Genomic DNA, 26,882 nt, shown 5'->3' on the forward strand with positions numbered 1-26,882 from the left:
TTGAGAAAATAAATCGAGAAAGTAGGCGATTGAAAATGAAGGCTTGGCGTGCAGAAACATTTGGCAAACCCAGTGATGTCCTGAAGCTGGTAGATATCGACGTTCCGGTACCAGGACCGGGTGAGGCGCTGCTTAGAGTATTGGCAACTAACATCGGCCTGCCTGATCGCATGATGCTTGAAGGCCGATATTTCTTAACGCCGACCCCGCCGGTAACTCCCGGTCAAGAGGTTGTTGGCATTGTCGAGGTAGCGGGACCGGGCTATCCGTTTCCCGTCGGCAGGCGAGTAATCAGCGGTGTCAACTTCACTGCCGGCTCCGGCGGATTGGCGGAATATTGTCTATCGTCAGGCGACGGAGCGGTGACTGCAGCCGATGACATGTCCGACGAGCAGGCCGCATCTTTTCTAGGAACGTATCACGTTGCTTATGTCGGCTTAGTCAATCGCGCTCGCGCAAAGTTGGGCGAGACGCTATTGGTGCTCGGTGGAACGGGTGGAACGGGTTCGACTGCAATCCGGCTCGCCAAGGCTCTGGGTTTGAACGTAATTGCTACCGTACGCGATGCGAAGAAGGCCGCGTTCTGCCGTGAACAAGGAGCTGACCATGTCATCGAACTGGGCACGGGCTCGATGAGCGAGCAGGTTCGTGCGTTGACCGGAGGCAAGGGTGCCGACATCGTTTATGACACGGTCGGATCGCCCTTGGTCGAACAAGCGCTCGATGCAATCGCTATCGGCGGACGATATGTACTGATCGGTTTCGCTGGTGGCTCAGATTTCCCGAAGATTGAGCCGTTCAAGATCCTTATGCATGGCATCTCGGTCACCGGAGCTTTGCACAGTGTGCGTACTCCAGATGAGCGTGATGAGGCAATTACCGTACTTGGGCGACTGTTCTCCGAAGGGAAAATCACCGTGCCGATCGACCGGGTCGTATCCTTTGCTGATGTGCCTGAGGCGCTTGAACGTCTTGGTGGGGGTGTTAACGGTAAGCTGGTTGCCCGCGTAAGCCATCCAGGTCCCGGCCCACTTTAGGAGGACGTGTTGTGCTGATTGGTTGTGCTAGCGGAACATGGGGAGTCTCTAATCCTTTGTATATCTCATGGAAGGGGTATCCTATTACCGGAGCACTCCACACAGTTCGCTCAAAAAAGAGCGTGCGGATTGTAGCTGGAAGAAAGGAAAATCATTCCCCTTCCCATCTCTGTCCATGATTTTGATAGTGCTGTGAATGCGCTGGCAACTCTCCGTGACCGACAATCAGGATTAGTTATTGTACGAGGAACTCAATCATCAACTTGTTAACAGGTCAATTCAAATTGAAATAGGAGAATGAAAATGAGATTCGGAATTATTGGTGCAGGACCAATTGGATCTAATATTGCTAAAAAATTGGTTGAGAATGGACATGATGTCAAGATTGCAGATGCCCGTGGAATGAAACGCTTGGAAGGAAAAAAACTTACAGGAACACCTGTGACCGTAGAAGATGTAGTTAAAAATATTGATGTTCTTATAACATCTATCCCTTTCCATGCGCTGCCAAGCATTCGCAACATTGTAGATAAAGTTGGAGAGGAAGTTATTGTTGTCGACACTTCAAATTATTATCCTCAAATAAATGGTAAAATTGAGGAGGTTGAAAAAGGGATGGTTGAAAGTGTTTGGGTATCCAATCATTTAGGTAGACCTATCGTTAAAGCTTTCAACAATTTCTTAGCCTATACATTAGAACATCGTGGAGCTCCCGAAGGGACTGATGGACGCATTGCCATAGCGATTGCTGGTGATAACCTGTCCCATAAAAAAATAATCATGGGTGTCGCAGATGAACTAGGCTTCGATGCCGTTGATGGTGGTTCTTTAAGCGATTCGTGGAGACAACAGCCAGGAACCCCTGCGTACTGTACTGAACTAACTAAAGAGGATCTAACCGAAGCATTAACGAAGGCGAAAAAAGAAAAAGCCCCGTTATTAAGAGATCAGGCGATAGAGAAGCTTTCAGCGTCTATAGGTGGATACACACATAAAGATGTTATTAATGTAAATAGGGAAATATTTTAAATCCTAAGTTTTGACGTTAAGCTCCCTCAAAGAATAAGGATTTTCACACGAATGCTCGCTCATTCGCAGGATTTCACATGGAAGTTTCACATAGGAACTCAGATGAGTGGAGAGTAAGGGCCAGGAAATCCGTTTGAGCGCATGCGGGAACAGAAGGTGTTGATTCATTTTACAACATCTTCCATAAAATAATTCTGCTGCACGCCTCTCTCCACAAGGTCCTTGGGGATTTACTCTCCCAAATCTCGACGGGTCTATGCCCTCACATTCCTTCGTCCTATCTATCCAAGGTGTGGAGTCCGATCAACGTTAACGGAACGGGTCTTTGCCCTAAAGCGTAAAGATCTCGGTACTCCGTGCTTTCTTTGTGAAATCCTGCGAATGAGCCAATCTACGTGTCTGGGTTACAAGTCTTAATTTTAAGCTGCTAATGGTGGCTGGGCCTTATCGGGGGAAAATGCCTGTCCTTCCCTCGCCAAGGCTACAAGGATTCGAGCCAGTTTCCCAATCAACTTCATCATGGACTGCATTTTCGTCATTCGTTTCACTTCGGTATTGTGTACATGCATGGCTTGGAAAGCTCCATTAAAAGATAACAGGTGAAACACAGTGAAGTACAAATGCTTACGTAATAATGAGTTGCCTCGTTTGGTGAGCTTAATTTGTCCCTTATACTTGCCAGAACTTCGTTCTGCTAAGTTCAATCCTGCTTTTCGTAATAACTGCTTCCCGTGAGACAGCTTACGTAAGTCCCCGCCAAATGCTAATATGGCAGCCGTTGCAGGAACGGAGGCACCTACAGATCGAATGAGATCCGAACAAGGTATTTCAGGCAGCGCCTTTTCAATCATCTGGTCTGCTTCATCAATGATTCGGCGTATTCTCTCATATTCCTCAATGAGGTGCCTCAATTCCCATTTGTCTTCTTCAAGGGCACTCGTGTCTCCCACGCTATGTCTGGCAAGTGATTGAAGCTCTAACGCCTTGTTCTTACCGCGCTCACCGCCAGGTCTGGTCATGTACTCACTCCAGATTTGCACCATTTGCTCCGAGGTTAGCTGCAATATGTCAGAAGGGGCTGGAAACCGGCGCAAGGTAGCCAATGAGCGATCACTAAAAATGTCATCAAATGCTTGTCTGTATTCGGGAAAACGGATATCGAGCCAGCGGTGGATTCTGTTTTTAATACGTACAGATTTAACAACCCAGTGCTCTCTGTTTGTAACCATAACCCGTATACGGCGGAATGCTTCATCCTTTGGAGCAAAGGGCGTGTAAAACCCGCGGCTCACTGCATCGGCAATGACCAAGGCGTCCTTTGGGTCACTCTTGGAAGGAGAGTTATCTCTGTTTTCCTTATTGCGTTTGGTTGTCATTGGATTGACAAGAGCCACATCAATTCCTTGACCCACCAACCAGTTGGCGATATTGAACCAATAATGGCCGGTGCTCTCCATACCCACAACGACGTCATTCATGCCGTGCATCTTCTGTAATTTCCGAATGCTCTGTTCTAAATGCTCGAAACCAGCAAGGTCATTCGAAAATAAAATGGGGCGCTTGGTGAGGACAATTCCTCGAAAATTAATGGCTTGTGCAGCGTGTTTCTCCTTGGCAATGTCGATGCCTATAACCAGTGTGGAAGTAGAGATTCGCTCTACACGTTGATTTTGAGACTTTATTAGATTAGACTTCATGATAACGCCTCCTAAGGTGAGTTCTGAGGGCTGCAACCCAGTACATACTCATCCTAGCGAGGCGTCCATTTTTCTGCAAATCGGATCTCTTAAGACCTACAGGAATGTTAACGGGAAACGATAGTTGCACAAACATAAACATTCCTGTATAGCCTAAGAAATCGGCTTTGTTAAAAAAGGAGCGCCTCGGTATGATGGGTTTGTCCAATACACCATCAAGGAGGCGCTCCTCACTATGAAGTTTAAGCAATCTGACGCACAAAATCAACGGATTGAACGAATTACTACCTCGCACCTCGTTGTAGGAATTGATATGGCCAAGGAAACTCATGTCGCACAAGCCACCAACTTCCGGGGAATCGTCCTTTCCAATCGGCATCTTGCCTTCAAGAACACTGCGGAAGGGTTTGAAAAGCTCAAGCGCTGGATCGAGTCACTGCAGCAAAAACACCGCTTAAAGAGCTTCATTGTCGGTATGGAGCCAACAGGACATTACTGGTATAACCTGGCCAATTGGCTGGTTGATCTAGGGATCCATGTGGTGTTGGTAAACCCGGCAACAACCAAAAGGAACAAAGAAAATCGGGATAACTGTCAATCCAAGAGTGATCCAAAGGACGCACTGGTTATTGCAGATGTCGTTAGCCGTGGCTATTACTACGAATATAGTCGGCAGTCTGCAAGCTTTCAGCGGCTGAGAGTCATGATGAGTGACCGGGAATTCTGGGTTACCAACAGCGTTCGATTGCAAAATCGTATTGTTCGCTGGCTGGATATTCGCTTTCCCGAATATGCTTCTGTCTTTAAAAAATGGACGGGTATACGCTCCTTAGCGACACTGAAGGAGTTCCCGTCTCCACTTGATCTGAGAGGCCTCTCCACTGCAGAGATTATTACAGGTTGGAGAAAACATATGCAGCGAGCCGGCGGCTGCTCAGGTATTCAGAAAGCCGCGGAACTGCTTTCTAAAGCGAATCGGAGTGTTGGGGATGTTACGTCGCTCCGTGAGGCTAAGCAGGATCTAGTGCGGTTAATTGAAGAGTATGAACGAATTGAAAGTCATTTAGAGCAGATTGAAAAAGAAGTCGCAATGCTGCTCGAAGACATCCCAATTGCTGGCCAAATGCGCTCAGTTAAAGGTCTGGGCACCATATATATTGCGGCTATTCTCTGTGGCGCAGGCGATTTAGCTCAGTATGTTCACGGGCGTCAATTGCTGCGGAAAGCTGGGTTAAACCTGGCTGAAAGCATGTCGGGAAAACGTAAAGGGGAGGTTATACTCTCCAAGCGAGGGAGTGCCGTTCTCCGGAAGTACATGTATCTTGCTACCCTAACCCTGATAGGAGTCAATCCGATCTTCCGGCAGTTACATGAAAATAATCTAAAAGTGAAGCATATGAGCAAACAGAAGTCGATACTTAAATTGCTGGGGAAACTGGCGCGGATATTAATTGGAATGGTACACAGTGGAGAGTCCTTCACTCCTGAAAAAACTGTGCACACTTCGGTTCAAGCAGCGTAAGAATGTAAGCCCAAACGTGGGTTGACTCATTCGCAGGATTTCGAACAAAGAAAGCACGGAGGACCGAGTTCGTTCCTCAAAAGGGCACAGACCCATCCGCTAAACGCTATCGGTCTCCACACCTTGGACAGGTGTAACGAAGGAATGTAAGGGCACAGACCCGTAGAGCCTTGGGATGGTTAGTCTCCAAGGGATTGTGGAGTATGCGTGCAGTAGAGAAGACCCCAGGGAAATGTATCTGAGCGTTTCTTCTATTCCCGCATACCCAAAAACTGATCTTATGGATGTCTGTGGTTTATTTCCTGACTTATTCCGGCAATTCAAGGTTATGAAATCCTGCGAATGAGTGAGCATACGTGAGATAAATCCTTAATACTGAGGGAAGAGGAACGATAGCTAAAAACAACCAGGAAGGAGCTGCCGGCACACGATCGGCAGCTTCATTGCGTTAACTTGGAGGATTAATTTATCCAACTCGCGAATTTTCCTTATAAACGCTAGATAACAGGGGTGATCTAATGGAACGAAATCTCCGTACGAATTTGCTCAGATGAAGATCTGGACCTTCTGTCTGTTCTAAACAAGCAACTTATTGAAGATGAGAAACATGACAATCCAATGAACCTCAAACAGTTGAAAGATAGAATGAGGGGGTTCATCAATACAGAGGAAAATTGGCTTTTGAAAAGTTGCTCGAAGTATTGGATACTAGAAATATAGATATTGAAGTTATGTATTGGAACAATACTGGATATGCATTTTGGAAATCGCTTGGATTTAAAGAGAGAAGTGTTTATATGAGACATCAAGAAGAAACAAATTTTTAGCGGAACCACGCGGCAGCTGCTCCCTTCTTCATTGAAGTAACAGGGAGGATACTTGAAGATTAACTCCGGTGAACCGTACCACAAATAACAGCAAGTTTTTTGGAGCTAAGCGTGTAGGGGCCTGTTAAAGCGTATTGGCTGATATGAGTTTGGAGTAGTTCGATGGATTGAAGAGATTAAAAATCCCCGCCGTATGCACCCTGACATAATGTTGTCAGGGTGCATGGTTTAATATGGGTATTGTAAGCAAGAACAACAAACCCATTTCAAGGAGGAAACCCCATGACCCATTCAAGACGGATCAAATCCGAGGAAAAAACAGAAATTCGTCCGTTCCGCATCTCCATCCCGCAAGAGGATCTTGATGATCTTCGGAATCGGTTGTCCCGGACTCGTTGGCCGGATGCAGTAGGCGGATCTGGATGGAAATATGGGGTTTCGCTCGACTACGTGAAAGAGTTAGCAGCCTATTGGCAGAACGAATACGATTGGCGGGCATTCGAAGCTCGACTGAATAAGTACCCGCAATTCACTACAAATATCGATGGAGCCAACATTCACTTTTTACATGTTCGTTCGCCTGAGCCTGACGCATTTCCATTGCTGCTTACTCACGCCTGGCCCAGTTCGATTGTCGAGTTCTTGGAGCTGATCGGTCCGCTCAGTGATCCTCGCAGTTACGGCGGCGACCCGGCACAAGCGTTCCATCTGGTCATTCCTTCCGTACCTGGATTTGGTTTCTCGGGGCCGGCCCTTGATTCCGGATGGGATATCGCCCGCATATCGAAAGCGTGGGATACTCTGATGAAGCGCTTGGGATATACGGAATATGGTGCTCACGGCAGCGACTGCGGTGCACTCGTGTCTAGAGAACTTGGCATTCAGAAGCCGGATGGTCTTCGCGGTATTCATGTGCTGCAGCTGTTTTCTTTCCCTTCCGGAGATCCGGCGGAGATGGCCGGCTCATCGGAAGAAGATCAGCAGAAGCTCCAATTCCTAGCCAATTTCCATGAACGGGCAGGCTTTAATTCGATCCAATCCACACGCCCGCAAACACTCTCCTATGGGCTATCAGATTCACCATCAGGTCAGCTTGCTTGGATTGCCGAGTTATTTTGCGGCTTTGGCGACCATGTGGATTTTATCGACCGGGATGCATTCCTGACTAACGTCACTTTGTATTGGTTGACCAATACGGCGGAATCGTCCGCTCGTTTGTATTATGAGAATGCGCACAATCATAGGCTGGAGCCGCAGGGGCCGAATACGACTCCGACAGGTGTGGCTGTGTTCGGACATGATTTCAAATCGATCAAGCGTTTTGCTGAACGTGACAATACGAATATTGTGCAGTGGTCGGAATTTGAACGGGGAACCCACTTTGCAGGGATGGATGCGCCGGATCTTCTAATCCCTGACATTCAGGCTTTCTTTCGAAGATTCCGCTAATACTAAACTTAAATGATGGTAATAGAAGATGGGAGCTGCAAACATGGACGTGAAAAAAGCGCAAACGGAAGGCAAAGTACTCTGTAACCGCGAGTTGAATCGCGCCTTGCTGGCAAGGCAAATGCTGCTTAGCCGTGTGAAGCTTCCCATCTTAGAGGCCATCGAGAAGCTGGTTGGGATGCAGTCGCAGTCCCCGAACGCCCCTTATTTCGGTTTGTGGTCGCGAATAGAAGATTTTCGGCATGAAGAATTGTCCGGGCTTTTGCGGGAAAGGCAGGTGGTACGCATGGCGCTGATGCGTTCGACCTTGCACTTGGTCACTGCTCGGGATGCTTTGCGACTGCGGCCCTTACTACAGCCTGTTATGGACCGCAGCTTGAAGGGGGCTTTCGGCAAGCAGCTTCAAGGAGTTGACCAAGAAGCACTTGCTGCAGCCGGAAGGGAACTAGTCGAAAAGGAGCCTATGACGTTCCATGAATTGGGAATACGACTCTCCAAACATGGGTCAGGGCTCGACCCAGAGGCAGCAGCCGGTGTGGTTCGGAATAGGATACCGCTAGTGCAAATACCGCCGCGAGGCATATGGGGGGAAGGCGGACAGGCTCTTCATACGTCCGTGGAAACATGGTTAAGCCGGCCTCTATCCTCAAAGTCCGAGCCGGAATGGCTCATTCGGCGCTATTTGGCCGCATTCGGACCGGCTACAGTGAAGGATATACAAGTTTGGTCGGGACTAACACGTATTTCAGAAGACATAAAATCCCTTTGTCCGCAGCTGGTCACATTCCGAAATGAAAGGGGCGAGAAGTTATTCGATCTGCCAGATGCACCGCGGCCTGATGCCGAGACCCCATCTGCACCGAGGTTCCTAGGCGAGTTCGATAATATGCTGCTGTCCTACTCGGACCGCGGCCGCATCATGGAGGATTCGTACCGAAAGCGCGTATTTACGTCGAATGGAATCATCCGTGCGACCATTCTTATCGATGGCTTTGTCGTTGGAACCTGGAAGTTGACGAACAGTCGTGATTGTGGCGTTCTGCATATAAATTCCTTTCGCGGCCTTTCCATGCAAGAACGAGATGCCCTGTCTGAAGAGGGAGCTCGAATGCTTCATTTTGCGGGTGCGCATGCCGCAGCTTCCGAGATTATTTTCACTAACAGCTAAACATGGAAGGCCCAAACATCTGCGGGTAGAATAAGATATGGATGGTATCGCCTATTGCAGGGTTCCGGATCGGAGGTCGTTCAATGAAACTGGACCGTTTGCTGGCGATTACAATTACGCTATTAAATCAGCCCCGCGTCAGCGCTACGGTCCTTGCCAAGCGATTCGAGGTTTCTCTGCGAACAATCTATCGCGATATGGAAGCCATCAATCAAGCCGGTATCCCCATTGTGTCCTTCGCTGGATCGGATGGAGGGTATGAGATTATGCACGGCTACCGATTGGAGAAACAGGTTTTATCTTTGGAAGATTTCTCGTCCATCTGCTCTGCCTTGCGCGGAGTACGGTCCGCGACGGATCACTCCGAAATAGATCGATTAATAGAACGTATTGGTGCGATCATGCCTGAGCAGAAAACAGCCAAAGATCAGATTTATATGGATCTCGATTTCAAGCCGGCGCCAAACGATAAAGTGCACATGGGCCCATTGCACCAAGCGATTAGAGATCTAAATGTGATTTCATTCACATACCTGGATAATAAAGGTGTGGAATCCGCACGCAAGTTGGAACCCATGGGTCTTTTCCTCAAAGGATATACTTGGTATGTGTATGGCTACTGTCTGACCCGGATGGATGTTCGCGTATTTCGCTTGTCCCGTATAGGAGAATTGAAGATCTTACCGGAGCAGTATGTAAGGCGAGATTATTCACTGCAGGATGTCGAACAACAATTCATGAACAGAGTCGATTTTAAGAAGGTAAAAGCCGAATTAAGGTTTCAATCGGAGATGAAAACCCGGGTACATGATGAATTCGGCTTCGATCAAGCCCTTGTCAATTCTGACGGAACCCTGTCACTAACCACATATTTTTCATCCATGGAACGTGCAACTCAGAAAATCTTGAGCTACGGCTGTATGGTGAAGGTGATAGACCCCCCTGAATTAATGATGAATATAAAACGTCAAATCCAGAAGATGTCCGAGCTTTACGAGTAAGCACTTCTAAGAGCGAGCAAAAGAAAAGGAGCTATCAACCTGCCGTGCAGTTCTCAAAAAGGATGCCGGTGAATATGTTGGATTTATCCGATTGGTTGCTAATAAAAACTAAATGAGATAAGAAGGGGAACGTCAATTCGGGACGTTCTCTTTCTGTTGAAATCGTTAATTGAAAAAACTTGCAGTTACAGTACGTCCCGCGTCGGTGGTCGGCCATACATACGGGCATACTCACGGCTGAATTGGGACGGGCTTTCGTAGCCGACACGGACGTGACGTGACCGTCTTAGCGCCTTGCGCCACGATGCAAATGGATGCTTGGTAGACGGATTCCAGCGGTTCCGACAATTGAGAGGCATGCATCACGGATAAATTAGGAACTGCCGTCCGATAAGTTCCGGCATTAGGAGCATGGCGACATATTAAAATTGCCAATTGTTGCAAGGTGTATTCCATACGGAGCGTTTCGTCCATTGTCCATGTAGGTCAACCTATCTAGAAAGGTTGATTATTACTTTATATTGGGAGACGGAAGAGAATTAGGCAAGGATCGAACAGGAATGATCTAACGGCATGCTAAAATTACATACTATAATGAAATTGCAATATCTGGGAAATAACGGATATACCCAAACTTGATAAAGGAGAGGAAAGGAAATGAGTTTGAATGAAAAAGTCGCGATCGTCACCGGGGCGTCGCGTGGCATCGGTCGCCAAGTGGCTATCCAATTAGCGCGATCCGGAGCGAAAGTGGCTGTCAATTATTCCTCGAGCCGGGGCAAAGCGGACGAGGTTGTAAAGTCGATTGAGCAATTTGGCGGCCATGCGGTGGCAATTCAAGCCGACGTGAGCAAGGTGAACGAAGTTGAAGTGTTGTTTTCGGAGACGCTAGAGCGTTTCGGGCGTGTGGACATACTGGTCAATAATGCTGGCATCATGGAAAACCATGCGATCGCGGACATGTCGGAGGAGATTTTCGATCGGCATTTCGCGCTCAATGTGAAAGGAACTTATTTTGCTTGTCAACAAGCGATGAAACATATGGCGCAAGGCGGAACAATTATTAACTTCTCGACGTCCGTCTCTGGTGCTATGCTCCCAACATACAGTGTTTATGCCGCAACGAAAGGAGCGATCGAGCAGTTGACACGTCAATTGGCCAAGGAATTCGGTCCCAAGAACATTGTCATCAATTGCATCGCACCCGGGCAAGTGGCAACCGATATGTTCCTGGACGGCAAATCACCGGAGTTAGTCGATTCGTTCCGTCAAATGAATGCGTTCGGACGGCTCGGCGAACCGGAGGACATCGCGAATGTCCTCGAGTTGCTCGTCAGCGACAAAGCCCATTGGATAACTGGACAAACGATTCGCGTAAACGGCGGCTTTAATTGAATATTGTGAAGGATGTATTTGAATGGCCCTCCAAGCAGATTGCAGAAACGTTGGACATGTCGCCGGCAGCCGTTAATAGCGCTTTGCAGAGGGCAAGAGAAACACTGGATCGTGAAAAGCATCGTTCTGACGATTTCACGTTGAGCGGTGTTGAACCGAACCGGGAGCTGCTGGCACGGTATGTGGAAGCCTTTGAATAATTCGATCTCGATGCACTGGTTGCGTTATTCCATGAGGAAGGACGTATGTCGATGCCGCCTTTCGCCATGCGGGCAACATATATTTCAGTCGCATTTTCATGTGATTCCCAGATATCCAAGATGAGCCATTCGCAGGTAAAGGAATTCGATATATATTTTAGAGTTCAATGAATGAACGAAACAGCAACTAAGCTAACGGAAAACGATAGTTCAACGATACAGGAGCAGTTTGCCGCGGCAGCTGCTCCATTTTTCATTGAAGTAGTGGGTAGGATGGTTCCAATATGTGGTAGTATATTGACGTACATTATCCTTTCCATTTATCTGCGGAGGTTCTTTATCCGATTCCGATGGTCCATTTTGCTATTGCTTCAGAACTTTATTTGTGCAAGCCAACTCCAAGTTTATTAATTGGAAGTATTGCTCCGGATGCTATCCATGTAAGAGAAAATGTGACTAGAAAAGATAAGGGAATTACCATTTTGTATACGAAGATAAATTCCCTAGTATTGAAGTGCTTAAGGGAAAATGTTTGTATTATCTAAGCTTACATGATGATGTTGACTGGAAAAATGATTAGACTATCTGGGAACGTTAGCTGAATAAGACCCTGCAGCAACTGCGTAACTTTATGACAGTAACACTTAGACATAAACTTAATTGAGGACAGATTTTAGGAGATCATGACTTTTAATTCATAAGGAGGGAAAATATGATAAAAAATAAATTACTACGAATGGACAACGTCCTTATCGTTGTTGACGACCTCGAAGCCGTTAAAGCCTTCTTTCTCCAACTAGGATTCGAGTTGGAGGGCGAAACGACCGTCGAGGGCTCCTCCGTAGATCGTCTCATTGGCCTTCAGAACGTCCGTGCTACCCTCGTGTTTATGCGCACTCCGGACGGCCACGGACGGATCGAGCTGGACAAGTTCTACACACCGGATGCGCTCAGAACTGGGCCGGAGAAGGCTCCGGTGAACGAACTGGGGATCCGCCGCATTATGTTCGCCGTCGATGACATCGATGACGTGGTCGCGCGCCTGCTTGCCCATGGCGCCGAACTGGTCGGCGAAGTGGTGCAATACGGGGATACGAATCGACTCGCCTACATCCGCGGTCCCGAAGGCATCATCGTCGGATTGAGCGAGCAGCTCAAGTAATAAAACGGTTACGCTCCCTCGAAATGATTCGAAAATCTCATTCAGGCTCATGAATTCGCAAGATTACACCTTAGCTAGTTGTTCAACAGAATGATACGTGTGGGGCCGGTAGCCTGGAGAATCTAGTTTCAAACTTTCTGAAAACAAGCTGGTATCGTTAAATTAATAAGAGATAATAGTTCCATAACAACATGACGGCAGCCGGCCAGACGGATTTGCGCAACTGAATTGGATGCGGATCTCTTAATGAGGAGAATCATACTATTGAAGCTTTTTACAAAGGAATTCAAGAAAATTGTAGTCGACAATTACTTGTGCAAAGTTAATTCAATACGCCATTAGCAATGGCTGGGATTATAAATCTGAACACGCTGTGCTCAAACTCCAAGATGGAGACATCCTGGTAGATCGGCTGGGTTTGATGAATTAATTCTGTTACAGAACGCATTTTTGAGCAATCGGTTAAGCTAACTCGGTACCTTAGCTCAATAAGAGACACAGAGGTAGCCTGTCAGAAAACGTCTGCTCTTCATGGATTGAATTTATAAAATGAGACTTGATTCTACATTTAGTGAGGAGAGTTACGATGCCTTATATTAATCTTCAGATTACTAAAGGCGCTAGCAGAGAGCAAAAAGCGCAAATAGTTAAAGAATTTACTCAGACCCTTGTCAATGTACTTGGTAAGAAGCCTGAACATACCCATATTGTTATTCAAGAAATTGATGATGAAAATTGGGGGTTCAGCGGTGTTTTGACTGATGAGTTTCGTAGGAGTGAATCATGAGTCATTAAGTTAACGAGGAGCGATAGTTTAACCAGAACAGGGAGCAGGCCGCGCTGCGCTGCTCCCTGTTCTATTGAAGTCAATCTATTTTATCCCCAAACTTCTTCCCGAATTCTTCCATTAAATCAATAATGGGAATTAATTCCTCTCCTTTTAATGTTAATGAATATTCAACACGCGGAGGTACCTCTGGATAAATTTTGCGATTAATTAAGCCATCCGCTTCTAATTCTCGAAGTTGTTTTGTTAGGGACCCTTGTGAAATTCCCCATAAACGAGTCTTAATTTCATTATATCGACGCGGGTTAAACTTTAAAAACCAAAGAATTAGATACTTCCAACGTCCCGAAAGTATGTTTTGAGTATAAGCGATGCCATATACCTCTCTATGATCTTTCTTACATTCTTCACTAAATCCATCTTCATTTATTCTAGACACCTTAATCAACTCATTTCTGCTGTTAGGTACGAAAAAGTGTACTATGTTAATTTTAATTGCCTTCTTCAAATATCCGAGCAACGTATATATATTAGTACATGCATACAGATAACTCAATCAGGGGATCACAAAAATAGGATATTGGAGGAATGGAAATGAGATTTGGAATTATAGGTGCAGGAGCAATTGGGTCTAATATTGCGAAAAAATTGGTTGATAATGGACATGATGTCAAGATTGCAGATGCTCGTGGGATTGAACGCTTGGAAGGAAAAAATCTTGCAGGAACACCTGTGATCGTAGAAGATGTAATTAACAATATTGATGTTCTTATAACATCGATCCCTTTCCACGCGCTGCCAAGCATTCGCAACATTATAGATAAAGTTGCGGAGGAAGTAATCATTGTAGACACTTCAAATTATTATCCTCAATTGAGCGGTAAAATCGAAGAGATTGAGAACGGGATGGTTGAAAGTGTTTGGGTATCCAAACATGTAGGTAGACCTATCATTAAAGCTTTCAACAATTTCTTAGCCTATACGTTAGAACATCATGGAGCTCCCGAAGGGACTCATGGACGCATTGCCATAGCGATTGCTGGTGATGACCTATCCCATAAACAAATAATTATGGGTGTCGCAAACGACCTAGGCTTCGACGCTGTAGATAGTGGTTCTTTAAGCGATTCGTGGAGACAACAGCCAGGAACCCCTGCGTATTGCACCGAACTTACAAAAGAGGAACTAACCATAGCCTTAACTAAAGCGAATAAAGAAAAAGCGCCATTTCTGCGCGATAAGGTGATGGAAAAGCTAGCAGCTTCAGGTGGTACATTTTCCATTCATGATGTTGTTAGAGCTAATAGAGAAGTATTTAATTCATAAATTACTTCAACTAAACGAGGAACGTTAGTTGAATGAACAATGGGCTGCCGGTTATTATCCGGCAGTCTTTCTTCCGCTAAGGGAGGATTATGAACGGAGTTCCATCATATATAGTCATCATACTGCATCACCTATAACTTAGTTGTACTGAAGAATGTACGCCCATCGATGTCATCGGTGAGTATCTTTATGGAAAAATAAATACCCACCCAATTATTTATTCAGCCTAATCAGATCTACACAATCATCCATATAATACGGTATCGGTTCCGAAGGGAGGATAAAACATGAGCTGCGTGAAAGGCTTCGTTACAAGCACGGCGACAATCCTGGTACTTTATATTCTGCTGGTCATCGTTCTGGGGGCAGGTTGGATGATCTAATGGATTAAAGCTCAAGCCTTCGGGCTTGAGCTTTAATTTTGGTTCACAAAAAATATGGAACAACATAAAAATACTCGAATAAAGTGCTGTATAGAGGTCGAACGCCGCGGCCTCTTGCCTAGCTGAAGAGATGTTTGGATCGTCTGTCAGCAGCGCGCCCATGTGAGTGCCTCCTTATACCAAAGAAGCTTTCAGGCTAATTGCTTGGGAGCTTTTTTGATTATCTCAGCCGAAAACGAACCTTAGACTAGGCATATGCATAATTATGAAAAGAAGCAATTGTTACCAAGGAGTGAGTTCATTATGGCATTATTACCACCGTTTGGCTTTCCATCGGTACCGAGTCATCCCCCAGTTATCCCAATGAATCCGACAAGTTCTTATTTCGTTGACTGCTTGTATCAATATACCTTTGTAAGGTTATGGAATGGGGAAAGTTTTTGGTTTTATCCGACTGCTGCTGAATACAGTGAGGTTTCCGGTTATCGATGGAATGGAAGGTTTTGGTTCCAATTTGTAGTGGACCCAAGACATGTGAGATTTGTTTCTTGTCGTCCAGTTCCTACGCTTTACTGAGGAGAAAGAAAGCTGAGACAGGCTCTAAAGAAGTGCAAAAATAAAGGGATACTCTCTATAGTAAACGTGGAGGGTATCCTTTTTTGTTAAGCTAAAGGGTAGCATTGAGACTACAAGATGAATTCTACGGAGCCGACCGGCCACTACTGGCTAAACCTTGCTTATTACCTAACACAGCTGGTCAAAGACGGGAGATAAGCCGTAACCCATCTTCCTCAGGGCGTTTATGCTGAACTGAGGGGGGCGATGGAAATTGGCGATCACCTGACCACTGACCTTTGCGTTGTACAAGCACGTGTCCATAACTGGCTGGAGCGTTCCGGATGAAACCCTGATAAGCACCTGAGAGAAGCCGCAAAGCATGGGCTGGGTCTGAGCACATGTGGAGATCCAAAGATGCAACCATACTTTACCAAGATAGCCATTTTTAAAGAGGCTGGTCTGAGTGGAGACTCCTTTTTGCCTCGCTAATCCTATATATTTCTTCATCTACAACTTCAATCCATATCGACGCTGTCTATTGTGAAGAAAACTTGAGCATTTAAGAGCAAATGGATTCTCCATAGAGGGAGGATAGTTCCAATATGTAGAATTGTAGGACAACCAACTCAGTGGAAATATTATGTCATTCAGAAAAGAACATGACGATTCTTTACTGATCGTTCTCAATATGTTATATTAATTGAGGGAGGGGGATGGGAATGGCGAGAAGCAAGGAGTTTGAAGAGAAAGAGGTTTTGGATAAGGCGATGCGGCTCTTTTGGGAGCAGGGGTACGAGAAAACGTCCATGACCGAATTGGTTGAGCATATGGGTATTCATCGAAGAAGCTTGTATGATACTTTTGGAGATAAGCATAGTCTGTTCCTGAAAGCGATGGATCGGTTTGACGACAAAATCAGCGCCGCGCTTGCAAGAGGGGTTAAACGATCCAAGACCGCATCGGAGGCATTACAGTTTATTTTTAGCTTCATGATCGACGGGGATGAGGACTCGCCAGCCGGCTGCTTAATGGTGAATTCGGCCGTAGAATTGGCGGCGCGCGACGTCGAAGTGGACAACAAGGCCACGAAAGCATTCACGACAGCAGAGCAATTGCTCAAGGAGATTATTCTTTGGGGACAGCGTGAAAGTGAATTTACCTCCACATACAATGCTGAGGAATTGGCGGGATACCTGCATAATGTATGGATTGGGTTAAGGGTAATGGCAAGGACCTCGGCTTCAAAAGAAAAGCTTCACCGCATTACTCATATTTCGATGAAACTTCTGGAAGTATGAGGGTAGTCAGTTCAGATGTGAAAAGTCTCCCTTCTGTTAATCCATGCTCTTTCAGATCGATTTATTATATGTCTATTTTAGAATGAACATTCTATGATCGCAGAAAGAAGCTCTAAAGCTTTGCTTTACAATGAAATTTATCAGCGCAGTTAAAATAACAAACAACACAACACACAAAAATAACAGGATAAGGCACGCAGGTTTTTTTTTGCGTAATTGGGAATGATCGTTCTCGATAAGGGGCGGATATCGAGCAATACTCGCTACCGTATCTACTACGTATCAAAACGCAGACCGAATAGCTTCAAAAAACAATTTCATAAACAAAATACAATAAAAGGAGCACATGAAAATGAATATTTCTCAACAAGTTGCATTTGTCACTGGCGCGAACCGAGGTTTTGGCCGCCATCTCGCCCTTGAACTTATATCCAGAGGAGCTAAGGTTTATGCCGGAGCCAGAAATCCGCAGTCCATTGACATTCCCGGTGCAATTCCTGTAAAGCTTGATATTACGAACCCTCAAGAGGTAGCGGCAGCTGCTATGGCCGCTCAAGATGTTACGCTTCTGATCAACAATGCAGGCTCGGCTACAGGAGCTACTTTGCTTGACGGTGATCTCGATCAAATACAGTTGGAATTTAATACGCACTTCTTTGGCACATTATCCATGATTCGCAATTTCGCACCTATTCTTATTAATAATGGTGGGGGATCCATACTGAATATCCTTTCCGCATTATCATGGTTCAGTAGTGGCGGGAGTGAAGGCGCTTATTCGGCTGCAAAGGCGGCTGCGTGGGCAATGACGAACGAGTTGCGCTTAAATCTGTATCCTCAAAATGTGAGAGTAGCTGGCTTGCATGTGGGCTTTATGGATACAGACATGACATCAGGCGTTGAAGCTCCGAAGTCCAACCCTGCTGATATTGCAAAAATTGCAATTGATGGAATAGAGTCCGGTAGCTTCGAAATTCTTGCTGATGAACCGAGCCGTCAACTCCAGCGTGCTCTCGCTGGCGGCGTAGCTGCTATTTACCCACAGCTTAAATGATGAGCAAAACTGTACTAATTACCGGAGCGTCAGGCGGAATTGGAAAAGAGCTGGCGGATCGTTTCGCCAAAGACGGATACGACTTGGTGCTGGTCGCACGCAGCGAGGACAAGCTCGTGGATCTCGCGAGGGTATATCGGGAAAAGTACCGTGTCCAAACGACATACATCGCCAAAGATGTTGCGTTACCTGGCGTGGCAGAGGAAATCTACAGGGAGCTTGAAGAAAAAGGGATCAGCGTCGACTTTCTTGTTAATAATGCGGGCTTCGGCTTGTACGGAGAATTCTTGGAGACACAGTTGGAGCAAGAGATGAATATGATCGACATTAATATCAAGGCTCTGACTGTAATGACGAAGGTGTTCTTACCGGATATGGTCAAAAGGCACCAAGGGGGCGTGCTGAATGTGGCTTCGTTAGTGGCTTTTTTTCCTGGGCCACTGATGGCAGTTTACTACGCGACAAAAGCGTACGTACTATCGTTCACTGAGGCTTTGGAGAATGAGCTGCGCGGCACAGGCGTGACGGTGTCCGCACTCTGTCCGGGAGCGACAGCGACTGGCTTTGTCGATCGTGCTGGGCTAGCCACCTCAAAGCTGTTTAGAAGCGGCGTCATGGAGGTTGGGCAGGTGGCTGACATAGGATATCGCGAATTCTTGCGGGGCAAGACTTTAATTATAACAGGGGGGCGCAACAAGTTCATGGCGTTCTTGCCGCGGTTGCTGCCTCGCAAGCTCATGACAAATGCGGTCAGATCCGCACAGGCTAAAGTGGAGCGATAATCGAAAAAACATTGGAGTTAATAGAATAAACTCAATTCAAAGAGGAATTTTTAAAATGGAAAAACTGTGGAGCAAAACTAAAATTGGTAACCTGGAATTCCCCCATCGGTTAGCGATGGCACCAATGATACGTAGTAGAGCGCAAGAGGATGGTACGCGCTGGACGGGCTTCTACAAGATCTTAGTGTAGATATTGATAATGGCCTTGCTGAATGGCGCCAGTCGGAGTATGGTCATTAGCTAATCCGGACTTAGTTGAACGTCTTCAAGAAGGCTTTCCTTTGAATGAAGCAGATCGTAAACATTGTACTCTGGTAACGGAAACGAGGGTTACACAGATTGTGGAAAAGATAAATGAGAAAAGGAGAAGATGAAGAATTGAAAGCTGCACAAATGAAAAAATATTCAAAACAAATCCAAGTAGAAATAAACGATATAAAAATACCGGAAATCAATAACCACGAGGTTCTTATCAAAGTAAAAGCTGCAGGTGTAAATCCCTTAGACATCCTTATTTTAAATGGTAGTATTCGCATGATTGCCGATTATGACTTCCCTTTAACTTTAGGAAACGAACTATCCGGCGTTATTGAGGCTGTTGGAGAAGAGGTTGTGAAATTCAAGGTTGGAGATCCCGTTTATACAAGGCTACCAATAAATAAAATCGGAGCTTTTGCTGAGTATGCGGCAGTTCATGAGGATGCGATTTCCGTTATGCCTAAAAATCTTTCTTTTATTGAGGCCGCCGCGGTACCCCTCACGGCTTTGACTGCATATCAAGCCTTGCATGATGTACTTCATGTTCAACCTGATAAAAAGCTATTTATTCCTGGAGGAACCGGGGGCTTTGGTACGATGGCAATCCCGATTGCCAAATCGATGGGGCTATATGTGATTACGAGCGGCAGTGAAAGAGGTAGATCACGTACACTGTCCATCGGCGCTGATCAATTCATTAACTATAAAGAGGAAAATTATTTTGATTTGCTATCTAATATTGATTATGTTATCGATACATTAGGGGCAAAAGAAATTAAAACGGAACTTGCTATTCTCAAACCCCAAGGGAAATTGGTATCATTGAAGGCTTTACCCAATTACCGCTTTGCTGTTGAAAATCACTTTCCGATATGGAAAAAGCTATTGTTTGGTTTAGTAGGTGCTCGTTTAGATCGATTAGCAGCTAAACAGAATAAAGAATATCGCTTCTTATTCGTGTCCGCCAATGGCAGGCAATTACAAAAACTGACGAAACTAGTTGAGGATGAAGATATTAAGCCCGCTATAGATTCAGTTTACAATTTTGATGACATTAATATGGCTTTAAATAAAGTTTCTACTGGCCACTCCGAAGGAAAAGTGATTATAACCTTTTAACACCGCATGCACGCTTTGTAGCATTTGGCTGATTACGTTATCGGGAAACGTTTGTCCATAAACAATCTAGATAGGCCGCCGCGGATCTCCACGGTGGCTTGTTGACGATTGGGCAGTATGGTTTCAGTGTGAATGCTATAACCATGGAGCAGATCGCCGCGCGGCAGCTGCTCCCTTCTTCAATGAAGTAACGGGCAGATAGTTTAAAACGGCGGGTGATTTTTTCTACCGTTTTGGATATGGCGAAGGTCCATATAGGCAATGATTGCATGATCGCCCCGAATGTTGGGATCTACAGGGCTGGTCATAACATTGGACCAAAGGACCGAAATAAAAGCGGGTACGGCATACCGATTACGATTGGCAACAATGTTTGGGTTGGAGGCCATTGTGCAATTCTGCCCGGTGAATAGGAGAATAATTCCATTGTGGCAGCCGGTTCAATTGTTACAAAAGATGTGCCAGACCAGATCACCGAATGAGCATGGAGCTTCGTGTGGGAGTCCCATGATGGAACGCAACCCTTACTATCGTCGCCAACCGACAGTAGAATGGGCTGCGCTGCACGCTTTTCTCACTCCCAAGTCAGTCTATATTCTCATACCGGTTCACCCGGTCCAAGGGAAAGCGGATAAAATGAGGCATCCAGCAGTCCGCCGCTTCCTTCCCGACCGGGTGCCCATTTCGGCAGAATACATTAAAGGTTGATCCGTCGGGGCCGCAGCAGCCTGTGGCCGGCTCTTTCTTCATATCCATATAAAGGCCTTCGGTGGAAACCAGGATGTCATGGTTCGTGATTTCACTCACGCCTCTCCAGGGGAGCAGGCCGGCTTTGACGATTTCCGTTCCGTACACGTAGCTCAGGCGGGGAAGATAGCTTTCTCTATCTTTGAGTGCAATGCTGTTCAAATTTCCTATATGGCTCAATATACTGGTGACGAATGCGCCGCACTCTCTGCATGTAAACGAAGACCGGTGGATGTCTATGGTTCTCCAGGACTGGTCGTAGTGGACGGTGCTGTTCGCGTAGATGTCCATGAAGTCCTGCGTGATCTTCTCCGCGAGCTCCCTGACTTCCCGAAGATAGGGAATCCACTCCCGCTGGTCCGTATATTCCAATTTGTTCTTTACGCGCAGCGGCTTGATGTAGATCTCCCGCTGGTCCGAGAAGAGGAAGACATTGTCCTTACGGTTCGTCTCCACCCACTGCTGGATGTATTTCAATTCCGTCCGAAGGGACTCGTCCTGAGACTCCATATAGGCCATGACATCGACGGGGCTTTGTTTGTAGGCGCACATTCTCGAGATTTCAATGCAGCTGTTGATGGTTTCCATCAGGGCGCTGCTCTCGCCGATCAGCACATGCAGATGGTCTGAGCTGAAGTCTCTTAAGCAGGCTTCGATCTGTTCGTAATGATAGGCGAGGGATTTTCTTTTGATGTTCAGGATGTCTATGTAATTCTGCATGGTACCTCCTAAGGATGGATGCGACCGAATCTATACTAACTGAACGTAATGGATGGGAAAATGTTGCAGTGGCTCCGGCTATCCAAGCCGCCTGTGCAGGACCGGCAGCCTGGATGGCCTTAGGCTCAAGCCTTCAGCCCTTCGCAGTCTCGGGTGGCATGGCTGTAGATTCTAAACAATCGGATATACAGAACGATGCTGATGAGTGAAGACATCAGGATAAGACTGAAGATTCCCATGGGAGGGACCCAACCGGACAGGAACACCGTCAGTGGAGCCAGGAACCGCGCGATTGTATTCTGCAGGCTGTCCGCGCCCAGATACTGTCCCCTGGCATCCTCCGGGGCATAGCGGCTGATAAAGCTCTGGGTCACGGGGGAGCGTACGATCTCACCCAAGGTGAAGAGGAACGTTGCGAAGAACAGGAACTCTAGATGGGGGCTCAGTCCGAGGGAGAAGGTGCCGATTCCGGACAGCAGCGATGACAGGATGAATACGCTTCGCTCGGACCAAGGGGAGAGCCATTTAGTTACCGGCAGAATCAACAGGACGAACAAGAGACCGTTGAATCCCAGCAGCCAGCCGTAGATCTCCGTGCCGGACACAACGGGGGAATCCTCCTTCCAGGCGAACAGCGCCTGAGCGGGGACGTACTCGGTCACATAGACAGCCAAGTACAGATCGAGCTGCATGATGGGAATCAAGGCCAGGATGCCTGCCGCAATATAGAGCAGGAACACGCGGTCTTTGAGGATCACGCCGTACCCTTTCCACTGCTGCCGGAACACAAGAACAAGGGTAGAGGGATCTGCCTGCGTCTTCGCTGAAGGCGGCAGGGTCTCCCGCACCACGAAGTACATGGCGGCCCAATACAGCAGCAGGACAACCGTACAGGTCCAGAGCAGCTCTTGGCGGTAGTGGAAGTAGAAGACGGCCCCAAGGGCGGGCCCCAGCACGGCGCCGACGTTATTGGCCGTCGCGAAGGCGGCGAAGACCCGGCGCCGGTCCGGTGCGGGAACCAGGTCGGCCACCATCGCGGCACCGGCCGGCTTGTAGAGGGCTCCTCCCAGACCAAGGCCAATGAAGGCGGCATAGTCCAGCCAGGGGGACGGTGACAAAGCGAACAGGGCGAACATCCCAGCCTGAAGCGCTGCACCGAGCAGCATCACGGGACGCCGGCCGAGCCGGTCCGCAAGAGAGCCTCCGAGCAGATGGCCAACCATGCTGAAGAGCGGGGGGACTGTCATCAGCAGGCCCGCCGTATGGCTGCCCAGTGCTTCGCTGAAGTAGACGGTGATGAACGGAAAGTACATCCAGAACAGCAGGTGAAACAGCGCTTCACCGGTCAACCGGACTTTCAGATTCACGCTCCATATATGGAAGGGCACAAGATTCATCCTCTTTTCAATCCGATATGTTCCCGGCCGGGGTATCCAAAATATAGATTAATTTCCTGGGAAAATATAGACTTATTCTGAACGATGATTTATACTATTAATATGAAAATCAAGCACGTCCCCTGTCTGCTTTAGCTGCTTCACCAATCGAACATTTATTCGTGAATGGATGTAAGGCGCTCCTACCGGAAGCGCCTTTTTTGATTCCTGCACAGCAGGATGAAGGCGACACGCAAAGAAACGCAAAGAGCAGGAGGTCTTGTTCCGGGATGAAAGAGAATAAATACGATGAACCGGGGTTCTTCGGCAAGTACAGTCAGATGCCCCGGTCACTGGGCGGCCTGGAGGCCGCCGGGGAATGGGCCGACTTCCGCGCCCTGCTGCCCGAGCTGGACGGCAGAAGAGTGCTTGATCTGGGCTGCGGCTTTGGCTGGCACTGCCGTTATGCGCGGGAACAGGGAGCGCGGTCTGTAGTGGGCATCGATCTTTCGGCGAATATGCTGGAGCGCGCCAGAGCGATGACGAGCGATCCTCAGATCGAGTACCGGCAGCTCGCCGTGGAAGAGATCGACTTCAGCGAAGGGGAATTCGATGTCGTGATCAGTTCGCTGGCCCTGCACTATGTGGAGCGCTTCGACGCCATCTGCCGGAAGGTGTATCACTGCCTCGCCCCCGGCGGCACCTTCGTGCTCTCCGTGGAGCATCCGATCTTCACCGCCCTCCCGGCGCAGGACTGGCACTACGGTCCGCAGGGGGAGAAGCTCCATTGGCCGGTGGACCGCTATCACGAAGAGGGCCCGCGCCAGGCCCGCTTCCTGGACCATGATGTCGTGAAGTATCACCGCACGATGGCGGCCCTTGTCAATGCGATCATCGAAGCCGGCTTCCGTCTCCGGAAGCTGTCCGAGCTGGAGCCTACGCAGGAGATGCTGCAGAGGAACCCGGCGTGGGCGGATGAAGTCCGCCGCCCGATGTTCTTGCTGGCTGCGGCGGGTAAGGATTGAACTTGGAGAAGCAGCCTGGAACCATACTTGGTTCCGGGCCTTTTTTATTTTTGGGAGGGAGTTACCTACCCTATTGGGTCCATAAATGTATCCGATGGGGTAATATTCCGGTCCGGCGGCCTTTGGTAAGATGAGGAACGAACCAACAAATCAACGAAACCGAGCGATCGCCAGGAACAGCGGGACCGCAAACGAAACGAGGGAATCAATCTTTTCTGCTGTGCGGGGTGGTCAGATGTTGGATTGAAAAGATACGCGATCGCTTTTCGCACCTGAACGGTTCGTTTGACGGGAAGAGACGGAAAGCATGACGTCAAACAGGTTTCGGGTTGGACCAAAAACTCATGGGAGGCTGCCCCCTAGATGACTTCATTTCATTCAAAAGCACGATCAGCGATGCTCAGCTTGGTTCTGGCAGGAAGCTGCGCTTTCTCCGGCGTTTCCTTCGCATTCGGTGAGACACCGCCGGCAGGGGTGGCGATCAAAGAATTCAGTCTGCTGGATACCGCTTCCGATGTGATTGGCATTGCGGACTTCAAGCCGGAGGGCTACAAGGACGGCCACTTCAAGCTGCGGCTGAGCCTTTCGCAGAAGACGGTGATCAATGCGGTAGTGCTGCGTACCACCGATGCATATGGCGAGGACAACTACCACAGTATGTGGAGAACGAACCGGGTGACCGACGGCTGGCTGCTCGGTCTTGTGCAGAACAAAGGAACGGAGACCGAGATCATCAATCCGGGCTTCCGCAAGGACGTGAAGGAGCCGGTCGGCGAATTCCAGGGGGGAGCTTACGTTCGACTTATACGCCAGCAACAACGGATATATTAAGGAGAGCCAGTACTTCGTACTGGAGATCGAGACGCCGCAGGGGACTGTCGCATCGAAGCCGGTCAGATCCGAGAAGCCGATGGTCGCCGATGGCACGACCGCCACGCCAACACCTGCACCGGGCCCATCCATCCCGACACCGGCCCCTGCGCCGGAAACAAACGGGCCGGAGATTCATGTCTTCTTCAAGGGTCAAGAACTCCAATTCAGCGAGACGCAGCCGGTGATCAAAGACGGTTCTACACTGGTTCCCTTCCGCAAGCTCTTCGAAACTCTGGGCTTCACGGTGAGCTGGGTGGAGAACGGAGCGGTACGGCAGGCGGTCGGTACCAAAGACGGCCTGACGATCAAGCTAACCATCGACAGCACCACGGCTTCCGTCAATGATCAGAATGTCGCTCTGGAAGTGCCGGCACAGATCATGGGGGCAGTACGATGGTTCCGCTTCGGTTTGTAGCGGAGAACAGCGGCTACCAGGTGACCTATGCCAAGGAGAACAATATGGCGTCGATCCGGATTGAGGAGGGGACGGCAGGTGCGCCTGCGGAGACACCGTCTCAACCATCCACGCCGGCACCTACTCAGCCGCCTGCGGGGACACCATCCCAGCCATCCACGCCGGCACCGACTCAGCCGCCTGCGGGGACACCAAGCCAATTGACTGTAAAGCCTTATATCGTCCATGGTTACGTACGTGATGCAGCGGGCAAGCCCATCGAAGGCGCTTCGGTCTGGGCTGATAATACCCTGTTGTACGACAGCAACCTTCTCGGGGTGACCGATGCGTCCGGCTACTACAAGCTGGAGCTGCCAAGTTTGGCAACTACCTGGAGGATGGGCGGCGAGTACTCACGGCAGGCTGACGGCAGAACCTACCGGTTCGACTTGGTGCCTGAGGTGGATCAGCCATTTGCGGGCAATACAGGGGCGGTCCGGAATATGACTTGGAAGAATGACGTGGGATACCTGTTTGTGTATCCGGATTTCTCTTCTTTCGATGGAGATAACCTGCCTATGGTGGAGTTGAAGGACCTGGAGATGACCTTAATCCCTGTGAGCTCTGCACTGGACAGCGGTGCCGGCAAGACGATCGTCAAGCGAATCGGGCGGATGGAGTACGAAGGGCTCGGGATCGATAAAATTCCGCTGGGCCGCTACAAAGCGACGATCCGGTGGATGCCCCAAGGGCTTGAGCCGATGCCGCAGTTGATCCGGGTTGAAGGGGAAGGGGACTTCGCCGAGTCGGTGGAGTTTGATTTCAGCGAAAAAAGGGGCTACCTGGACGACGACTACATGATGGAATTTGAGGTTCAATACCCGTAAGGGCTCTACCCGAGTGCCGGTAAGTCTCAGACTTATCGGCACTTTTATTGTTTTGGACAACGAAGCGGTCTGACCGTCCCGCTCCTCTTGCAACATTAATGGATGCGGCGGCGTTTGGGGGATAAAGGGGGTGCTCATGCATGAAGCATGCAATCATGGCTCTAGGGCTGGCGGCCTCCGGAATCTTGGCCGGACCGCTGACCGGAGGGGGAGCGGGGGAACCTCAGATACCGGGGAATCCGCAGCAGGTTGTTGATCAAGAGCATTCCGTGAGGAAAGACAGGTCCCGGATCCCGATTCCCATTCCGGTTACCGTAATCCCCGACTCGGACAGCCTGATCATCGGTCCGCCGAAGGTGGTCCCCTCATCCGAGATCGGGTGGGTGCCGCCCAAGAAAAAGTCTCTATCCTACGGCTCTATAGAGGAGCTGAAAGGATTCAAGGGGTTTCCTGTGCTGGTTCCCGCCAGGCTTCCAGGCTCCTATGGCTCGCCAGTGATCCATGCCTCGGATACTTCCGTTCGCATCATCTATACGGATGCGGATGGAGTCAAGCTGTCTCTAACCCAAACGAAGCCTGTTCAGGAGTACACGGTCGAGGAGATGCCGCAAGCCGTTGACGAAGACAGTTATGGGATCATCGACAGTCCGTGGGGGAAGGTCAAATGGCGAAAACTAGACCGGCATTACTCCATCGCCTGGGAATCCGGCGGACTGCAGTATCAGATCGGTGCTCCGAGGCTACAGGATGGCATCGATACCCTTCATGCCCTGGTCGCGCTGGAGAACATGAAATAAGGGCCGCTTGC

General features: G+C 48.3%; 26 protein-coding genes and 2 pseudogenes. 21 read left to right on the forward strand and 7 right to left on the reverse strand.

Annotated elements, in window-relative coordinates; all coding sequences use genetic code 11:
* Positions 1-35: 35 nt before the first annotated feature.
* Positions 36-1,037 carry a quinone oxidoreductase family protein gene (locus tag PM3016_RS08520; RefSeq protein WP_014369133.1) on the forward strand — a complete coding sequence of 334 codons (1,002 nt, stop codon included), beginning with the start codon at positions 36-38 and terminating at the stop codon, positions 1,035-1,037.
* A gap of 303 nt (positions 1,038-1,340) precedes the next feature.
* Positions 1,341-2,066, forward strand: a complete 726-nt coding sequence (locus tag PM3016_RS08525; RefSeq protein WP_013915079.1) for an NADPH-dependent F420 reductase — start codon at positions 1,341-1,343, stop codon at positions 2,064-2,066.
* Between the two features lie 419 nt (positions 2,067-2,485).
* On the opposite strand, the gene PM3016_RS08530 is transcribed toward PM3016_RS08525, so the two are convergent.
* Positions 2,486-3,763, reverse strand: a complete 1,278-nt coding sequence (locus PM3016_RS08530; RefSeq protein ID WP_014369134.1) for an IS110 family RNA-guided transposase — start codon at positions 3,761-3,763, stop codon at positions 2,486-2,488.
* A 235-nt stretch (positions 3,764-3,998) separates the two neighbouring features.
* On the opposite strand from PM3016_RS08530, the gene PM3016_RS08535 reads away from it, so the two are divergent.
* The 4 genes from PM3016_RS08535 (at position 3,999) to PM3016_RS08550 (ending at position 9,730) form a co-directional block, all read left to right on the forward strand.
* Complete coding sequence (locus PM3016_RS08535; RefSeq protein WP_014369135.1) at positions 3,999-5,285, forward strand: IS110 family RNA-guided transposase; 1,287 nt, start codon at positions 3,999-4,001, stop codon at positions 5,283-5,285.
* Positions 5,286-6,394: 1,109 nt separating this feature from the next.
* Positions 6,395-7,561, forward strand: a complete 1,167-nt coding sequence (locus tag PM3016_RS08540; RefSeq protein ID WP_014369136.1) for an epoxide hydrolase family protein — start codon at positions 6,395-6,397, stop codon at positions 7,559-7,561.
* 43 nt (positions 7,562-7,604) lie between these two features.
* Positions 7,605-8,729, forward strand: a complete 1,125-nt coding sequence (locus tag PM3016_RS08545) for a winged helix DNA-binding domain-containing protein (RefSeq protein WP_013915082.1) — start codon at positions 7,605-7,607, stop codon at positions 8,727-8,729.
* Positions 8,730-8,812: 83 nt separating this feature from the next.
* Positions 8,813-9,730, forward strand: a complete 918-nt coding sequence (locus tag PM3016_RS08550) for a helix-turn-helix transcriptional regulator (protein ID WP_014369137.1) — start codon at positions 8,813-8,815, stop codon at positions 9,728-9,730.
* A 185-nt stretch (positions 9,731-9,915) separates the two neighbouring features.
* On the opposite strand, the pseudogene PM3016_RS38075 reads toward PM3016_RS08550, so the two are convergent.
* Together PM3016_RS38075 and PM3016_RS40705 are read right to left on the reverse strand one after the other, a co-directional pair.
* Positions 9,916-9,999: pseudogene (locus PM3016_RS38075) on the reverse strand (helix-turn-helix domain-containing protein); the annotation flags it as partial.
* On the reverse strand, positions 9,962-10,204 hold the full coding sequence (locus tag PM3016_RS40705; protein WP_081484311.1) for an AraC family transcriptional regulator N-terminal domain-containing protein: 243 nt from the start codon (positions 10,202-10,204) through the stop codon (positions 9,962-9,964). The gene PM3016_RS40705 and the pseudogene PM3016_RS38075, both read right to left, overlap by 38 nt.
* 183 nt (positions 10,205-10,387) lie before the next feature.
* On the opposite strand from PM3016_RS40705, the gene PM3016_RS08555 reads away from it, so the two are divergent.
* From PM3016_RS08555 to PM3016_RS08570, 4 genes are all read left to right on the forward strand, one after another.
* Entirely contained in the window at positions 10,388-11,125 is a 738-nt protein-coding gene (locus tag PM3016_RS08555) for an SDR family oxidoreductase (RefSeq protein ID WP_014369138.1), read from the forward strand.
* A gap of 5 nt (positions 11,126-11,130) precedes the next feature.
* Positions 11,131-11,325, forward strand: a complete 195-nt coding sequence (locus tag PM3016_RS37185) for a sigma factor-like helix-turn-helix DNA-binding protein (RefSeq protein ID WP_238540586.1) — start codon at positions 11,131-11,133, stop codon at positions 11,323-11,325.
* Positions 11,326-12,037: 712 nt separating this feature from the next.
* The gene (locus PM3016_RS08565) at positions 12,038-12,487 is read left to right on the forward strand and encodes a VOC family protein (RefSeq protein ID WP_013915087.1); all 450 of its coding nucleotides are present in this window, start codon (positions 12,038-12,040) and stop codon (positions 12,485-12,487) included.
* 586 nt (positions 12,488-13,073) lie between these two features.
* Complete coding sequence (locus PM3016_RS08570) at positions 13,074-13,274, forward strand: tautomerase family protein (protein WP_014369139.1); 201 nt, start codon at positions 13,074-13,076, stop codon at positions 13,272-13,274.
* Positions 13,275-13,353: 79 nt separating this feature from the next.
* On the opposite strand, the gene PM3016_RS37195 is transcribed toward PM3016_RS08570, so the two are convergent.
* The gene (locus PM3016_RS37195; RefSeq protein WP_174819280.1) at positions 13,354-13,713 is read right to left on the reverse strand and encodes a winged helix-turn-helix transcriptional regulator; all 360 of its coding nucleotides are present in this window, start codon (positions 13,711-13,713) and stop codon (positions 13,354-13,356) included.
* 155 nt (positions 13,714-13,868) lie between these two features.
* Here PM3016_RS37195 and PM3016_RS08575 point away from each other — a divergent pair, with 155 nt between their 5' ends.
* Positions 13,869-14,600 carry an NADPH-dependent F420 reductase gene (locus PM3016_RS08575; RefSeq protein ID WP_014369140.1) on the forward strand — a complete coding sequence of 244 codons (732 nt, stop codon included), beginning with the start codon at positions 13,869-13,871 and terminating at the stop codon, positions 14,598-14,600.
* 236 nt (positions 14,601-14,836) lie between these two features.
* Here PM3016_RS08575 and PM3016_RS39455 read toward each other — a convergent pair whose 3' ends face one another.
* Positions 14,837-15,145 carry a hypothetical protein gene (locus PM3016_RS39455; RefSeq protein ID WP_238540468.1) on the reverse strand — a complete coding sequence of 103 codons (309 nt, stop codon included), beginning with the start codon at positions 15,143-15,145 and terminating at the stop codon, positions 14,837-14,839.
* Positions 15,146-15,688: 543 nt separating this feature from the next.
* Between PM3016_RS39455 and PM3016_RS41560 the strand changes: the two are divergent.
* The 5 genes and pseudogenes from PM3016_RS41560 to PM3016_RS08600 all read left to right on the forward strand — a co-directional run.
* Positions 15,689-15,877, forward strand: a pseudogene (locus tag PM3016_RS41560) (IS110 family transposase); the annotation flags it as partial.
* A gap of 383 nt (positions 15,878-16,260) precedes the next feature.
* Entirely contained in the window at positions 16,261-16,839 is a 579-nt protein-coding gene (locus PM3016_RS08585; protein WP_014369142.1) for a TetR/AcrR family transcriptional regulator, read from the forward strand.
* Positions 16,840-17,185: 346 nt separating this feature from the next.
* On the forward strand, positions 17,186-17,893 hold the full coding sequence (locus tag PM3016_RS08590; RefSeq protein ID WP_236628641.1) for an SDR family oxidoreductase: 708 nt from the start codon (positions 17,186-17,188) through the stop codon (positions 17,891-17,893).
* A complete protein-coding gene (locus PM3016_RS08595; protein WP_013915093.1) occupies positions 17,890-18,675 on the forward strand; it encodes an SDR family NAD(P)-dependent oxidoreductase in 786 nt (261 codons plus the stop codon). Before PM3016_RS08590 ends, PM3016_RS08595 begins: the two co-directional genes overlap by 4 nt.
* A 354-nt stretch (positions 18,676-19,029) precedes the next feature.
* The gene (locus PM3016_RS08600) at positions 19,030-20,052 is read left to right on the forward strand and encodes an NADP-dependent oxidoreductase (RefSeq protein WP_187298000.1); all 1,023 of its coding nucleotides are present in this window, start codon (positions 19,030-19,032) and stop codon (positions 20,050-20,052) included.
* A 585-nt stretch (positions 20,053-20,637) separates the two neighbouring features.
* Here the strand turns inward: PM3016_RS08600 and PM3016_RS08605 are convergent.
* Positions 20,638-21,519, reverse strand: a complete 882-nt coding sequence (locus PM3016_RS08605; RefSeq protein WP_014369145.1) for a hypothetical protein — start codon at positions 21,517-21,519, stop codon at positions 20,638-20,640.
* Between the two features lie 125 nt (positions 21,520-21,644).
* Entirely contained in the window at positions 21,645-22,916 is a 1,272-nt protein-coding gene (locus tag PM3016_RS08610; protein ID WP_014369146.1) for an MDR family MFS transporter, read from the reverse strand.
* Between the two features lie 269 nt (positions 22,917-23,185).
* Between PM3016_RS08610 and PM3016_RS08615 the strand changes: the two genes are divergently transcribed.
* The 5 genes from PM3016_RS08615 (at position 23,186) to PM3016_RS08630 (ending at position 26,871) form a co-directional block, all read left to right on the forward strand.
* Complete coding sequence (locus tag PM3016_RS08615; RefSeq protein WP_014369147.1) at positions 23,186-23,920, forward strand: class I SAM-dependent methyltransferase; 735 nt, start codon at positions 23,186-23,188, stop codon at positions 23,918-23,920.
* Positions 23,921-24,283: 363 nt separating this feature from the next.
* Complete coding sequence (locus tag PM3016_RS08620; RefSeq protein ID WP_148279671.1) at positions 24,284-24,751, forward strand: hypothetical protein; 468 nt, start codon at positions 24,284-24,286, stop codon at positions 24,749-24,751.
* A gap of 79 nt (positions 24,752-24,830) precedes the next feature.
* Positions 24,831-25,208: a copper amine oxidase N-terminal domain-containing protein gene (locus PM3016_RS39465; protein ID WP_051044962.1), complete on the forward strand. Its 378-nt coding sequence runs from the start codon at positions 24,831-24,833 to the stop codon at positions 25,206-25,208.
* Complete coding sequence (locus PM3016_RS08625) at positions 25,187-26,074, forward strand: peptidase associated/transthyretin-like domain-containing protein (protein ID WP_014369148.1); 888 nt, start codon at positions 25,187-25,189, stop codon at positions 26,072-26,074. Before PM3016_RS39465 ends, PM3016_RS08625 begins: the two co-directional genes overlap by 22 nt.
* Before the next feature lie 140 nt (positions 26,075-26,214).
* Positions 26,215-26,871, forward strand: a complete 657-nt coding sequence (locus tag PM3016_RS08630; protein ID WP_014369149.1) for a hypothetical protein — start codon at positions 26,215-26,217, stop codon at positions 26,869-26,871.
* The last annotated feature ends 11 nt before the right edge of the window (positions 26,872-26,882 follow it).

It is taken from the genome of Paenibacillus mucilaginosus 3016 (assembly GCF_000250655.1).
Classification (GTDB): Bacteria; Bacillota; Bacilli; order Paenibacillales; family NBRC-103111; genus Paenibacillus_G; species Paenibacillus_G mucilaginosus.